General features: G+C 67.1%; 14 protein-coding genes. 11 read left to right on the forward strand and 3 right to left on the reverse strand.

Annotation, left to right across the window (positions count from 1 at the left end; all coding sequences use genetic code 11):
* Positions 1-370: 370 nt before the first annotated feature.
* The 6 genes from C265_RS08110 (at position 371) to C265_RS08135 (ending at position 6700) form a co-directional block, all read left to right on the forward strand.
* A complete protein-coding gene (locus C265_RS08110; protein ID WP_081225766.1) occupies positions 371-1318 on the forward strand; it encodes an IclR family transcriptional regulator in 948 nt (315 codons plus the stop codon).
* Positions 1319-1420: 102 nt separating this feature from the next.
* A complete protein-coding gene (locus C265_RS08115; protein WP_246840187.1) occupies positions 1421-2080 on the forward strand; it encodes a TRAP transporter small permease subunit in 660 nt (219 codons plus the stop codon).
* On the forward strand, positions 2077-3384 hold the full coding sequence (locus C265_RS08120) for a TRAP transporter large permease (RefSeq protein WP_010813410.1): 1308 nt from the start codon (positions 2077-2079) through the stop codon (positions 3382-3384). Before C265_RS08115 ends, C265_RS08120 begins: the two co-directional genes overlap by 4 nt.
* Positions 3385-3401: 17 nt before the next feature.
* Positions 3402-4484, forward strand: coding sequence for a TRAP transporter substrate-binding protein (locus C265_RS08125; protein WP_010813411.1), 1083 nt, complete (start codon positions 3402-3404; stop codon positions 4482-4484).
* Between the two features lie 24 nt (positions 4485-4508).
* Positions 4509-5939 carry an amidase gene (locus C265_RS08130; RefSeq protein ID WP_010813412.1) on the forward strand — a complete coding sequence of 477 codons (1431 nt, stop codon included), beginning with the start codon at positions 4509-4511 and terminating at the stop codon, positions 5937-5939.
* Positions 5936-6700 carry a fumarylacetoacetate hydrolase family protein gene (locus tag C265_RS08135; RefSeq protein ID WP_010813413.1) on the forward strand — a complete coding sequence of 255 codons (765 nt, stop codon included), beginning with the start codon at positions 5936-5938 and terminating at the stop codon, positions 6698-6700. Before C265_RS08130 ends, C265_RS08135 begins: the two co-directional genes overlap by 4 nt.
* A gap of 10 nt (positions 6701-6710) precedes the next feature.
* On the opposite strand, the gene C265_RS08140 is transcribed toward C265_RS08135, so the two are convergent.
* Complete coding sequence (locus C265_RS08140; protein WP_010813414.1) at positions 6711-7181, reverse strand: DUF1801 domain-containing protein; 471 nt, start codon at positions 7179-7181, stop codon at positions 6711-6713.
* Positions 7182-7401: 220 nt separating this feature from the next.
* Here C265_RS08140 and C265_RS08145 point away from each other — a divergent pair, with 220 nt between their 5' ends.
* From C265_RS08145 to C265_RS08165, 5 genes are all read left to right on the forward strand, one after another.
* A complete protein-coding gene (locus C265_RS08145; protein WP_010813415.1) occupies positions 7402-7821 on the forward strand; it encodes a DUF1801 domain-containing protein in 420 nt (139 codons plus the stop codon).
* Between the two features lie 156 nt (positions 7822-7977).
* Complete coding sequence (locus C265_RS08150) at positions 7978-8958, forward strand: ABC transporter substrate-binding protein (protein WP_010813416.1); 981 nt, start codon at positions 7978-7980, stop codon at positions 8956-8958.
* A 270-nt stretch (positions 8959-9228) separates the two neighbouring features.
* On the forward strand, positions 9229-10227 hold the full coding sequence (tauA, locus tag C265_RS08155; protein ID WP_010813417.1) for a taurine ABC transporter substrate-binding protein: 999 nt from the start codon (positions 9229-9231) through the stop codon (positions 10225-10227).
* 83 nt (positions 10228-10310) lie between these two features.
* Complete coding sequence (locus tag C265_RS08160; RefSeq protein ID WP_010813418.1) at positions 10311-11087, forward strand: taurine ABC transporter ATP-binding protein; 777 nt, start codon at positions 10311-10313, stop codon at positions 11085-11087.
* 10 nt (positions 11088-11097) lie between these two features.
* A complete protein-coding gene (locus C265_RS08165) occupies positions 11098-11973 on the forward strand; it encodes an ABC transporter permease subunit (protein ID WP_010813419.1) in 876 nt (291 codons plus the stop codon).
* Positions 11974-12147: 174 nt separating this feature from the next.
* Here C265_RS08165 and C265_RS08170 read toward each other — a convergent pair whose 3' ends face one another.
* Together C265_RS08170 and C265_RS08175 are read right to left on the reverse strand one after the other, a co-directional pair.
* A complete protein-coding gene (locus tag C265_RS08170; RefSeq protein ID WP_010813420.1) occupies positions 12148-12411 on the reverse strand; it encodes a hypothetical protein in 264 nt (87 codons plus the stop codon).
* Positions 12412-12477: 66 nt separating this feature from the next.
* The gene (locus C265_RS08175; RefSeq protein ID WP_010813421.1) at positions 12478-12741 is read right to left on the reverse strand and encodes a hypothetical protein; all 264 of its coding nucleotides are present in this window, start codon (positions 12739-12741) and stop codon (positions 12478-12480) included.
* Positions 12742-12888 lie beyond the last annotated feature (147 nt).

Below are 12888 nucleotides of genomic sequence, written 5' to 3' on the forward strand. Positions count from 1 at the left end.
GATAGGTGGAGAAGTGGCGCCTTTTTGCCCGCATCCGGGATGCTGGTGAAAGCAATCCGGATGCCAGGCAACGGCTGGAAATATTGTATACAGGTTAAAACGGGCCGCCCACAAGAGCCAGCACAAGAAAACAAGGGATTTCCCTCTTCGTGTTTCGGCCGTTGGGCGAGATATTCTTAATGGCTTCCATCATGGTTGTACACAATTTTGTGCACTAAAGTCGGGCGAAGGGCGGGGCGGAGCGAGTGCATGTGGCACGGCGGCGGTGCGGGCTGACCGCATGCCCCATGTCCGGCGTGGGCCAGGCCCGTGACCGGGCAGTGGCCCGGAACTTGCGTCCGCGTGCGGCAACGCAAGCAAGGGGACTCACATGGCAGGCACCACGACCAGGACAAGGGAGGCCAGGAAGGAAGCCGCAACACGGGCGGTGGCGCCTGCCGCCAGCGCCGACCCGCCGTCACGGGAAGGGCGGGAGTGCCGGGACGGCGACAGCACCGTGCAGTCCCTGACGCGCGCGCTCCAGTTGATCGAGCTGTTGTCCGATGACGACGAGGGCTACCGGCTGGTGGATCTGGCGGCACGCAGCGGCCTGTCTACATCGACCGTCCATCGCCTGCTGACCACGCTCGAGCAGCGCCAGTTTGTCCAGTTCGATCGCGAGCGCAGCCTGTGGTACGTGGGCGTGCGTTGCTTCTCGGTGGGTGCCGCTTTCGCCCGCCGGCGCCGCATCAGCGAACTTGCCCTGCCGGTGATGCAACGGTTGAGCGCGCTGTCCGGGGAGACCGTCAACCTGGGCGTGGCCAGCGACGGGCAGATTGTTTTCGCCTGCCAGGCAGAGGGCCCCCACGGCAGCCGCGCGCTGGCCAGGCCGGGCCAGCGTGCGCCGCTGCATGGCACGGCCATGGGCCAGGCGGTGCTGGCAGCCAAGAGCGAACCCGACGTGCTGCAATACCTGCGCACCTTTGGCTTGCCGCGCCTGACCAACAACACCATTGCGCGCCCCTCGCGCCTGCATGAGACCCTGGCCGAAGTGCGCCGGCGCGGCTATGCGGTGGACGACGAGCAGAATGCGGTCGGCCTGTGCTGCATTGCCGCCGCGATTTGTGACGAGCACGGCCGGCCCTTTGCCGCGGTCTCGCTGGCCGGTTCCAGCCAGCGCATCGTGCGTGCCCGTTTCGATGAGCTTGGCGCCTGGGTGCGTTGGGCTGCCACAGAGATCAGCGCAGCCTACGGCGGGCGCTGCACCCGCGTGCCCTGCCCGATGCCAGTGCCCGCAGCGTCCTTGCCTTTCCACGCGGGCGCGCCGGAAAGCTGTTGATTCCTAAGGGTTTATTCAAGAAGTTCCGGCGTGCGGGAAAGCCACCGCGCGGGTCTGGCCATGCGCTTCAATGGAAGCAATGTCACGACCGGCCCCCGCACCATGAAGACCCTGCTTGCCGATACCCCCTGGAGCCGACGGCTTGCCGCCGGCATTGACCGTATAGCCATCCTGTGCGGATGGTGGCTGATCGTGCTGTCGGTGGCGACCTGCGTCGAAATGCTCGGGCGCAAGCTGGGTGGCTTCAGCTTGCAGGGTATCGATGAAATCGGCGGCTATACCTACGCCATCCTTGGCGCGTGCGGCTTTGCCTACACCCTGGTCGGGCGCGGCCATACCCGGGTGGACTTCCTGCTGACGCGCTTTCCGGTCAAGGTGCGGGCCGTGCTCAACCTGCTGGCGATGCTGAGCCTGGCTGCGGTGGCCGGACTCTGTCTCTGGCGCGCCGGCCATGTGCTGGTGGACTCCATCGACCTGCACAGCACCGCGTCCACGCCGCTTGCCACGCCCCTGTGGATGCCCCAGACCCTGTGGCTGGCCGGCTATGCCCTGTTCGCACTGGTGGCGGCCTGCGCCGCCTGGCACGCCCTGCAGCTGCTGGTGCGGCGCGACTGGGCCCGCCTGAACAGCCAGTTCGGGCCGCAGACCCTGGCCGAGGAGATCGAGGCGGAGGCGGACATCCGCGTCGGCAACGCCCCCCCTGATGGCAATGCCGCGGGCCAGGGCACTGCCGCAGGCAAGAGCGAAGGAGCGGCAGCATGATCGGTCCCATTGAAATCCTGCTCGGGCTGTGCCTGATGATGGGGCTGATGTTCGTCGGCTTCCATGTGGCCACGAGCATGCTGGTGGTGGGGTTGGCCGGGGCGCTGGCCTATTTCGGCATGCCCGCGATCGACGCATTGGGCGAACAGTTGTGGGCGGCCGGCGAGGACTACCTGTTGCTGTCGATCCCGCTCTATATCCTGCTGGGCGAGATCCTGATGCGCGGTGGCGCGACGGACAAGATGTACCAGTCGCTCGGCGACTGGCTGAACCGCCTGCCGGGCGGCCTGCTGCATACCAATATCGGCGCCTCGGCATTGTTCTCGGCGGTTTCCGGGTCATCGGTGGCCACCGCGGCGACGATTTCCACGGTCGCGCTGCCTTCCTTCCGCAATCGCGGCTATGACCAGCGCATGGTGCTGGGCTCGATCGCGGCCGGCGCCAGCCTGGGCAACCTGATCCCGCCCGGCGTGGCCTTCATCATCTACGGCTCGATGACCAATACTTCGGCGGCGCGGCTGTATGTGGCGGGCGTGCTCCCCGGGGCCATCATGACCGTGCTGTTCCTGGCCACGATCCTGCTGATCTGCCTGTGGAAGCCCGCCGCGGGCGGCCCGCGCGAGGCCCGTGTGCCGCTGCTCGCCAGGCTGAGCAACTCGCGCCACCTGGCGGGCCCGCTGCTGGTGTTCACGGTGGTGATGGGCAGCATCTACACCGGCTGGGCCACGGTCACCGAGAGCGCCGCGCTCGGCGTGCTGGTGTGCCTGCCGGTGGCGGCCGCCTACGGCAAGCTCAGCGTCGCCATGCTGCACGACTGCTTCCGCTCCACGCTGCGCCTGACCGCGATGACCGCGCTGATCCTGGTGGCCGCGCTCTACCTGAACTTCGTGCTCTCCATGCTGGGGGTGCCGCAGGCGCTGGCCGGCCTGATGAAGCAGGTGGACGTTTCGCCGGCAGTGTTGCTGTGGCTGCTGGCAGCCCTCTACCTGGTGCTGGGCATCGCGCTGGAGACCATGCCGATGCTGGTCGGCACGGTCCCGGTGGTCTTCCCGATCGTGCAGGCGGCCGGCATCGATCCCGTGTTCTTCGGCGTGTTCATGGTGCTGATGTGCGAGATCTCGCTGATCAGCCCGCCGATCGGCATGACGCTCTACGTGATCCAGGGCGTGCGCGGCGAAGGATCGATCAATGAAGTCTTCCAGGGCACGCTGCCGTTCTTTGCCGCCATGGTGGTAATGACCGCCGTGCTGATCCATTTCCCGGCGATTGCCACCTATCTGCCCAACCTGATGTTCGGGCATTGACCTCCAAGGAAGCTCCCATGAACGCCAAACGAATCGCCGGCGCGCTGATCGCGGCCGCCCATGTCGCCTGCGTTGCCGCCGTGCTGCTGCCGGGCACTGCCCAGGCACAGCCTGCTCAACCAGCCCAGCAAACGAAGCTGCGGGTAGCCGGCAACCTCGTCGCGACCGGCCTGATCCAGCAGAACAAGGAGCAGCCCTTTTTCGAGAACTTCGCCAGGAACACCGGCCTGCCGATCGATGCCGACTACAAGCCGATGGATGTGCTCGGCATCAAGGATTCAGACGGCCTGCGCGTGCTTCGCTCCGGGCTGTTCGACATCGTCAGCCTGCGCCTGGCCCAGGTCTCGCGCGACGAGCCATTCTTCCTCGGGCCGGACATCGTTGGCCTGAGCACCGACTACGGCTCGGCCAGCAAGGCCGTGGATGCCTACCGCAATGCCTTCGACAAGCGCCTGCAGGAACGCTACGGCGCCAAGCTGCTCGGGATCTGGCCGTTCGGGCCGCAGGTGGTGTTCTGCAAGTCGCCGATTGGCGGACTGGCCGACCTGAAGGGCAAGAAGGTGCGCGTCTATGACCAGTCCCTGGCCAAGTTCATCGAGAAGCTCGGCGGCATTCCGGTGACGATCCCCTTCGGCGAGACCCAGCAGGCGCTCGAGCGCGGCGTCACCGATTGCGCGATCACCGGCCCGAGCTCGGCGAACACGGCGGGATGGCCCGAGGTCACCTCATACTTCATGCCAGTTGGCTTCCAGATCGCGCTGAATGCGTACGCCATCAAGCTCAGCCGCTGGAACGCGCTGCCGCCCGACCAGCAAACGCGCCTGGCCGAGGCCTTCCAGCGTTTCGAGCGCGATACCTGGTCCTACTCGCGCGAGTTGTTCGAGGATGCCTCGCGCTGCAACGTCGGCAAAGAGCCGTGCAAGACCGGCAAGAAGTTCGCCATGAAGGAGGTGCCCGTGCGTCCGGCCGACCTGCAGCTGGTGCGCGACGCGCTGACCACGGTCTCGCTGCCGACCTGGACCGAGGTCTGCGACAAGTCTTACCCGCAATGCTCGGCCATCTGGAAGCAGACCATCGGGCCGCTGGTCGGGCTCAAGTGAACACTGAGGACGGCGGAGACGACGATGGATGATCTTTGGAAACTGCCGGCACATGCGCTCACCGACGGCTACGCCACCGGCCGCTTCACGCCGCAACAGGCGCTGGCGTCCTGCCTGGCGCGCACGGCGCACTGCAATCCGGCGCTGAACGCCGTGATCGCATTCGATACTGAAGGCGCCATGGCGGCGGCACAGGAGAGCACCGCGCGCTGGCGCCGTGGCGAGCCGCTGGGTGCGCTCGATGGCGTGCCGGTCACCGTCAAGGACAACCTGCACGTGCGCGGCCTGCCCACGCATTGGGGCAGCCGCGCGCTGGCGGGCTTTGTCCCGAACCGCGACGAACTACCGGTGGCGCGCCTGCGCGCGGCCGGGGCGCTGATCTTCGGCAAGACCAATGTGCCGGAGTTCGCCATGCAGGGCTATACCGACAACCTCGTCTTCGGCACAACCGGCAATCCCTGGCAGCCGGCCCTGACGCCGGGCGGGTCTTCCGGCGGCGCGGTGGCGGCGGTGGCATCGGGCTGCTGCCCGCTGGCGCTGGGCACCGACGGCGGCGGCTCGATCCGGCGCCCGGCCTCGCATACCGGGCTGGTGGGCTTCAAGCCGTCGCCCGGCCGGCTGCCGCGCGGCGATGGGCTGCCAGAGATCTTCATGCGCTATGAAGTGGTCGGCCCGCTGGCCCGCTGCGTGGCCGATGCGATGGCCATGGCCGAGGCGCTGGGCCAGCCCAACCCGCGCGATCCCGATTCCCGGCGCTTTGCCGGCGTGCCGCTGCAGATGCCGCCGCGGCCATGCCGGGTCTTGCACGTGCCCCGGTTCGGCGATCATCCGGTGGATGCGCGCATCGCTGCCTTGACCGGGCAGGCAGCGCAAGCGCTGCGTGAACTTGGCCACACGGTGGATACCGCGCAGGCGTTCGATCTGGCTGAAGCGACCAATGCCAAATGGTCGCTGTTGTCGCAGGCCGGCCTGGCCTGGCTGGTGGAGCAGGGCGGCGCGCAACTGCCGTTCTGCCCGCCGCTCGATGCGGGCACGTTCGGTGCTGCCACGCAGGCCAATGCATCGGCTGGCGCAGGCCTGCGTGCCGTGCAGCTGTTTGATCTGCTGATGGCCGTGGAGCGTCTGCGCAGCGAGCTTTCCTTGCTGTTCGCACGCTACGACCTGCTGCTGACGCCCGCCGCAGCGGCATTGCCATGGCCGGCCGCACAGTCGCACCCGCCTGTGATCGAAGGCCGCGAGGCCGGGCCGCGTGGCCATGCGGTGTTCACCGCATTCGCCAATGCTGCCGGCCTGCCCGCGATCTCGTTGCCATGCGGCGAGGCAGAGGGCTTGCCGGTTGGCCTCCAGCTGGTGGCGGCGCCGGCCGAGGATGCGTTGCTGCTGGCAATCGCGCGCCAGTTCGAGCAGGCCTTCCCGAGGGCGCCGGGATTCCCGCTCGACGGGCAGGGCCGATGAAGACCCTGGTTGCGCCAGGTACGCCGGCGGCGCTCGCGCAGATGCTCTGCGTCGCGCGTACGCGCGGCGAGCGCGTCGATCCGGCACTGTTGCACCCGCTTGCGCATGGCGGCAGCTACGCCGTGCAGGATGCCACGCTTGCCATGATCGGCCCGATTGGCGGCTGGAAGGTTGGTGCGAGGGGGCCGGGCCAGGAACCCGCCTGTGCGCCGCTGCCGGCGGCCGGCCTGCTGCCGGATGGCGTGGGCCTGCGGGGGCCGGCCTGGCGCCTGCGCGGCATCGAGGTGGAGGTTGCCTTTGTGCTCGGCGCCAGCCTGCCGCCGCGCGGCCGGCCTTATGAGCGCCGGGATATCGAGGCCGCGCTTGCGCTGGTGGTGCCTGCCATTGAAGTCGTGGAAAGCCGCCTGGAGGACTGGCTCGGGGCCGGCAGCGATGCGCAGCTGGCCGACCTGCTCAGCCATGGCGCACTGGTGACGGGGCGCCCCACGCCGTTCGCGCGCGAGTGGCTGCACCTGGGCGCGCTGGAGGCCACGCTGCGCTTCGGCCGGCGCACCGTGGCGCATACCGTCGGCGGGCACCAGAGCCCTGATGTCGGCGCGCTGCTGGTCTGGCTGGCCAACCACTGCGCCGCGCGCGGGGCGGGGCTGAAAGCCGGGCAAGTGGTGACCACCGGCACCTGCACCGGGCTGCTCTTTGCCTCTGCCGGAACCCGCGTCAGCGCCGGGATCGAAGGGCTGGGGACGCTTGCGGCGTGGTTCTGAGGGCGGGGGCTTACGGAACCCAGCCAGGCAGCTCCGATGCCTGCCGGACCCAGCTTGCCACCAGCGCCTCGTCAAGCTCGGCGTCTTCGTGGATGTGGAAGTAGCGCGTGTTCTTGTCCTTGGATTCGACAGGGGGAACAGGGCGCAGCGACATGCCACGGAAGAAGGCCACCTTGATGTACTTCGTCATGCAATGGAAGCTGAGGAACCAGCCCTGGCCCTCGATGCCATAGAACGGCGAGTTCCACTTCACTGCCTTGCGGACGTTGGGAACGTTGCGCTCGATGAGCGCGTCGAGACGGCGCCCGGCGTCTTGTTTCCAGCCCGGCATGGCGGCGATGTAGGCCTGCACGGGGGCATCTCCGTCGGCCTTCGCGATCTGGGGGTTGCCGCCTGCGAGCAGGGGCGGGCTGGCAGCGGCCCGCCTGGCCGGAGTCTTCGTTGCGGCGTGCGCCGGCTTCCTGGATGGTTGGTTCGCCATTGCCTTCACTCCATCGAATACACGCTGACCACCTGACAGACAGGCCAAGTCGCCCAGGGCAGACATAGCCGCTGACGACAGTGCTTGAAGCACGACAATCGGGCTATGCTAACCTGCTGAAGCGGATCGGGCAACGAACGAGGGATCGACCGGAACGCTCTCTGTCATGGCCGGACGCGAGCTGCCTCATGCGCGGGAAAAATTCGAGGAATAGGCATCCATGAATCCATCGGAACGTATCGACGAGCTGATCGCAGGACTCACTGACTGGCGTGGCAAGACGCTGGCCAAGCTCCGCAAGACCATCCTCGAGGCCGACGGCGAGATCATCGAGGAATGGAAATGGATGGGGAGCCCGGTGTGGTCACGCGACGGCATGATCGCGGTCGCCAACGCGCACAAGGAGAAGGTGAAGATCACCTTCACCAACGGGGCGAGCCTGCCGGATCCCGACAAGCTCTTCAACGCCGGCCTCGGCGGCAACAAGTGGCGTGCGATCGATCTCTTCGAGGGCGACAAGATTGATGCGCGTGCCATGAAGAATCTCATCCGTGCCGCGATTGCGTTCAATCAGGGCAAGTCGAAGAGGAAGGCACCGTCCGCGGCTACCCGGGCGAAAGCACAAGAGAGCAAAGAGTAAAGGGACACGAAGCATCCTGGCGTGCGGGCGCGCGCCTGAGCATCGCAAAGAACGTCCCGTCCGGCATGCTCCACGCATATGGAATGCCGGTTTTCTTCGTTGGTTTTCGCGTGCTGCGCGCGTAGGTTCGTGGGTTTCAATCTCCCCGCGAATGCCATGACCGCTTCCCGACGACAGTTCCTGCGCCAGGGCGCCGCCGCCACGGCCGCGCTCGCCTCCGGCCCCATCCTTTCCTTCACCACGTTCGCCACCGGCAATGCACAAGCGCAGGGGCGCCCGGTCCTGAAAGCCGGCGACCAGAAGGGCGGCCTGCGCGCGCTGCTCGAATCCGCCAACGCGCTCGACGGCCTGAACTACGACATTCAATGGACCGAGTTCCCTGCCGCGGCACCGCTTGCCGAGGCGCTGAACGCGGGCGCGGTCGACAGCGGCCCGATCGGCGATGCCCCGGCGATCTTCGCGCTGGCGGCCGGCACGCGGATCAAGCTGATCGGCGCCAACCGCTCTGATCCCTACGGCACGGCAATCCTGGTGCGGCCCGACTCGCCGCTGCGGCAGGCGGCCGACCTGAAAGGCAAGAGCATTGGCACCAACCGTGGCTCGATCGGCCACCTGGTGACGCTCAAGGCGCTGGAATCCGCGGGGCTGAAGCCGGAGGACGCCAACCTCCGCTTCCTGCCGCCGGCGGATGCCAAGCTCGCATTGAGCAGCGGCTCGGTGGACGCGTGGGCGACGTGGGAACCCTATACCGCGATGGCGGAAACCAGCGGCCACGCGCGCGTGCTGGTCAGCGGACGCGGGCTGTGGTCCGGCCTCAGCTACCTGGCAGCCACCGATGCCGCGCTGGCGGCCAAGCGCGCGGTGCTGCAAGACTTCCTGCGCCGGGTGGTGCGTGCGCAGCAATGGTCCTACCAGCACGTGCCGGAGTTCTCGGCGGCCCTCGCCCGCATCATCGGGATCCCGCCGCAGGCGGCACGGCTGCAGTTCGAGCGGCGGCACACGCAATGGCGGCAGATCGATGCCGAACTGATCGCCGAGCAGCAGCGCACGGCGGATTTCTACCAGAAAGCTGGGTTGCTCAAGCAGCGGCTCGATGTGCGGCAGACCTTCGACTCCGGGTTCTCCCTTACCGCCTGACTGCCGCGGGCGGCGCCAGGCCGTGCACTGAGTCCATCGACGGCCTCGGCAAGCGCCTCCGGCACGACCATGGCCTCGCCGGAGGCCGCTAAGGATTTCCATGATTGACGCCGACCCGCGCCAGCCCATTTCACGGCCTGGCGCGGCCTGCGCCGGCGCGGACCGTTCTGGTCCCAGCGAATCCGGGCAACTGGTCCTATAGGCCCGGAATGGCCCTCACCTATAAAGCCGTGACCCCCAAACATATTTCCCGTTCCGAGGAGCAAAACCATGCGGTGGATCAAGCAGATAGCGACGTATTTCGCCCTGGTGGCCGCGCTGGCGCCAGCCGCACACGCCCAGAGCAAGAATGTAGTAATTGCTTACCAGGACATGGTGGTGCCCTGGCGCTACGCGCAGGACATGAAGGAGCTGGAAAAGCAGACCGGCTACACGGTCTCGTTCCGGCAGTTCGGCGGCGGCGGGGACGTGATCCGCGCCATGGCTTCGGGCCAGATCGCCATTGGCGAGGCCGGCACCTCGCCGATTGCGTCGGCGCTGTCGCAAGGGCTGGATGTCGAACTGTTCTGGATCCTGGACGATATCAACGCGGCCGAGGCGATGGTCGCGCGCAATGGCAGCAAGATTGCCAGCGTCGCCGACCTGAAGGGCAAGCGCGTCGGCGTGCCCTTCGTGTCGACCACGCACTACCACACGCTGGTCGCGCTGGAGCGCGCCAGGATCAATCCGAAGGACGTCCGCATCGTCAACATGCGCCCGCCCGAAGTAGCCGCCGCCTGGGAGCGTGGCGACATCGACGCCACCTTTATCTGGGACCCGGTGCTGGCCAAGCTCAAGCAGTCCGGCACCGTGCTGATGACCTCCGGCCAGATCGCCGCCGACACCGGCAAGGCCACCTTCGACGGCATGATCGCCAACAAGAAGTTTGCCCGTGAGAACCCGGAGTTCATGGTCAAGCTGGTGCGCGTGCTGGCCGCCGCCGATGAAAACTACCGCAAGAACAAGGCGTCCTGGACCCCCGATTCGCCCATGGTGAAGGCGGTGGCCAAGGTGTCTGGCGCCAAGCCCGAGACGGTACCCGCGAGCATGGCGCTGTACGCCTTCCCCACGCTGCAGGAGCAGGTGTCGGAGCGCTGGCTGGGCGGCGGCGCGGCGCGCGCGCTGCAGTCCGCGGCGCAGTTCCTCAAGGAGCAGGGCACCATCCAGACCGTCCTGCCGGACTATGGCCCGGGCGTCAATGCGGAATGGGCAAAGCGGGCGTTGCGCTGACGCCGCGCCCATCGCGCTGAAGATGGCCGCCGCGCTCAAGCCAGTCCCGCGCGGCCCCGAAAGTCCTGTTGCGGAAACCCATCATGTACAAGCTTGAAATCGATAATCTCAGTGTCAACTACGGCGTCGCGGGCGGCGCCAAAACGCTGGCCCTGTCGCAAGTCAACCTCACCATGGAGCGCGGCGATTTCGTCGTGGCGCTCGGTGCCTCGGGCTGCGGCAAGACCACCTTGCTGTCGTGCATCGCAGGCTTCATGGAACCCTCGGAAGGCGAGATCCGGCTGTCCGGCAAGGTGGTGCGCGGGCCGGGTGCCGAACGCGGCGTGGTGTTCCAGAAGCACGCCCTGATGCCGTGGCTCAGCGTGGCGGACAACGTCGCGCTGGGGTTGCGCCTGCGTGGGGTGTCGCGTGCCGAACGGATGCGGGTCGCGCATGAGAAGCTGGCCGCGGTCGGGCTGGAAGATGTCGCCGGCAAGCCGGTCTATCAGCTCTCGGGCGGCATGCAGCAGCGCGTCGGGATTGCCCGCGCGCTCGCCTGTGATCCGGCGGTGATGCTGATGGACGAGCCGCTGGGCGCGCTCGACGCGCTGACGCGCGAATCGATCCAGGCGCTGATTCTCAAGCTCTGGGCCAAGGAACAGAAGATCGTCTTCTTTATCACGCACAGCGTGGAAGAGGCGCTGTTCCTGGCCACGCGGCTGATTGTCATGACGCCGTCGCCTGGCCGCATCGCGCACACCTATGAACTGCCGTTCGCGCGGCGCTTCATCGAATGCGGGGACGCCCGTGCAGTCAAGGCCGACCCGGAGTTCATCCGCTATCGCGAAGAGATCATTGATCTGATCCATGCCACCGCTTGAGGAACACGAGATGCCCGCTTCCGTCCAACGCATCGAACCCACGCCGCGCGTCACCAAAGCCGCCGCGGCCGGGGCCAGCCAGCAAATGAAGACCGTCTCGGGCTACCGCCTGCCCGGCGAGGGGTCAAGCTCACGCATCTCCACCATCACCGTGGTGCTGCTGCTCGCACTGTGGTGGCTCGCCAGCCACCTGCGCTGGCTGCCGCCGCTGTTCCTGCCCACGCCTGAGTCCATCGTCACCGCCTTTATCGATGCCTGGCAGGGCAACCTGCAAGGCGGCCAGCCGCTGACCGAGCATTTCGCGGCCAGCATGATGCGCGTGTTCGGTGCCTTCGGGCTGGCGGTGGTCACGGCGGTGCCGGTCGGCGTGATGATGGGGGTGTCGCGCATCGCACGCGGCGTGTTCGATCCGCCGATCGAGTTCTACCGCCCCTTGCCGCCGCTGGCGTACCTGCCGCTGATCGTGATCTGGTTCGGCATCGACGAGACCTCGAAGGTGCTGCTGATCTTCCTGGCCTGCTTCGCGCCGCTGGCCATGTCGGCCCAGGCCGGCGTGCGCTCGGTCACCATCGAGCAGATCAACGCGGCGTACTCGATGGGCGCCACGCCGTGGCAGGTGGTCCGCCATGTGGTGATCCCCGCCGCGCTGCCCGATATCCTGACCGGGATGCGCATCGCCATCGGCTTCGGCTGGACCACCCTGGTTGCCGCTGAAATGGTGGCCGCCACCGCCGGCCTTGGCCAGATGGTGCTCAATGCCTCCAACTTCCTGCGTACCGACGTGGTGATCATGGGCATCGTGCTGATCGGGCTGATCGCCTACGTGTTCGACCTGCTGATGCGCAAGCTGGCGAAGGTCCTGGTGCCCTGGAAGGGGCGGATGTGAGGCGATGGCGTAGCTCCGGGATCATCATCCCGGGGCACCCTCCCCAAGGACCACGATGACCCGTTCAGACTTGGTCAGAGTAGGCAGTGGAAGATAGCGCAGGCGGTATCTTCCGCTGCGGACTCCAAGGTGCGTCGCCACCCGTTGAAGCGGGGGCGACGCATCTCGATCCCGTTACAGCGTGGCCACCTGGACGCCGTTGCCGAAGTTCTGCATGGTGGGGATCTTCAGGCTGAGGTGCGAGCTGGCGTCGATGGTGTTCACGGTCGGCCCGACCTGCAAGCCGATGGTCGGGCTGGCAAAGCCACCGCCGCCGACGACGTTCTGGGCGTTGCCGCCGACAACAGAGAAGGCGCTGCCGCCGCGCACAGCGGACATGGTCTTGCCGTCCAGTTCCTGGTCGAGCGGCAGATCCTTGATCATGAGGGTCGATTGCATGGTAAGTCTCCTTGGGGGCGGTTGAAGGGGAGTTCCGCCTCGGCGGGCCTCCCGCATGCAGCGTTGTTACAGCGTGGCCACCTGGGTGCCGTTGCCGAAGTTCTGCATGGTGGGGATCTTCAGGCTGAGGTGCGAGCTGGCGTCGATGGTGTTCACGGTCGGCCCGACCTGCAAGCCGATGGTCGGGCTGGCAAAGCCACCGCCGCCGACGACGTTCTGGGCGTTGCCGCCGACAACAGAGAAGGCGCTGCCGCCGCGCACAGCGGACATGGTCTTGCCGTCCAGTTCCTGGTCGAGCGGCAGATCCTTGATCATGAGGGTCGATTGCATGGTAAGTCTCCTTGGGGGCGGTTGAAGGGGAGTTCCGCCTCGGCGGGCCTCCCGCATGCAGCGTTGTTACAGCGTGGCCACCTGGGTGCCGTTGCCGAAGTTCTGCATGGTGGGGATCTTCAGGCTGAGGTGCGAGCTGGCGTCGAT

This window comes from Cupriavidus sp. GA3-3 (genome assembly GCF_000389805.1).
In the GTDB taxonomy this organism is placed as follows: domain Bacteria; phylum Pseudomonadota; class Gammaproteobacteria; order Burkholderiales; family Burkholderiaceae; genus Cupriavidus; species Cupriavidus necator_D.

What these genes read in the sequence shown, in the direction of transcription:
- C265_RS08110 (WP_081225766.1), top strand. Translation starts at nt 371, where the DNA reads ATGGCAGGCACCACGACCAGGACAAGGGAGGCCAGGAAGGAAGCCGCA.
- C265_RS08115 (WP_246840187.1), top strand. Translation starts at nt 1,421, where the DNA reads ATGAAGACCCTGCTTGCCGATACCCCCTGGAGCCGACGGCTTGCCGCC.
- C265_RS08120 (WP_010813410.1), top strand. Translation starts at nt 2,077, where the DNA reads ATGATCGGTCCCATTGAAATCCTGCTCGGGCTGTGCCTGATGATGGGG.
- C265_RS08125 (WP_010813411.1), top strand. Translation starts at nt 3,402, where the DNA reads ATGAACGCCAAACGAATCGCCGGCGCGCTGATCGCGGCCGCCCATGTC.
- C265_RS08130 (WP_010813412.1), top strand. Translation starts at nt 4,509, where the DNA reads ATGGATGATCTTTGGAAACTGCCGGCACATGCGCTCACCGACGGCTAC.
- C265_RS08135 (WP_010813413.1), top strand. Translation starts at nt 5,936, where the DNA reads ATGAAGACCCTGGTTGCGCCAGGTACGCCGGCGGCGCTCGCGCAGATG.
- C265_RS08140 (WP_010813414.1), bottom strand. Translation starts at nt 7,181, where the DNA reads ATGGCGAACCAACCATCCAGGAAGCCGGCGCACGCCGCAACGAAGACT.
- C265_RS08145 (WP_010813415.1), top strand. Translation starts at nt 7,402, where the DNA reads ATGAATCCATCGGAACGTATCGACGAGCTGATCGCAGGACTCACTGAC.
- C265_RS08150 (WP_010813416.1), top strand. Translation starts at nt 7,978, where the DNA reads ATGACCGCTTCCCGACGACAGTTCCTGCGCCAGGGCGCCGCCGCCACG.
- tauA (WP_010813417.1), top strand. Translation starts at nt 9,229, where the DNA reads ATGCGGTGGATCAAGCAGATAGCGACGTATTTCGCCCTGGTGGCCGCG.
- C265_RS08160 (WP_010813418.1), top strand. Translation starts at nt 10,311, where the DNA reads ATGTACAAGCTTGAAATCGATAATCTCAGTGTCAACTACGGCGTCGCG.
- C265_RS08165 (WP_010813419.1), top strand. Translation starts at nt 11,098, where the DNA reads ATGCCCGCTTCCGTCCAACGCATCGAACCCACGCCGCGCGTCACCAAA.
- C265_RS08170 (WP_010813420.1), bottom strand. Translation starts at nt 12,411, where the DNA reads ATGCAATCGACCCTCATGATCAAGGATCTGCCGCTCGACCAGGAACTG.
- C265_RS08175 (WP_010813421.1), bottom strand. Translation starts at nt 12,741, where the DNA reads ATGCAATCGACCCTCATGATCAAGGATCTGCCGCTCGACCAGGAACTG.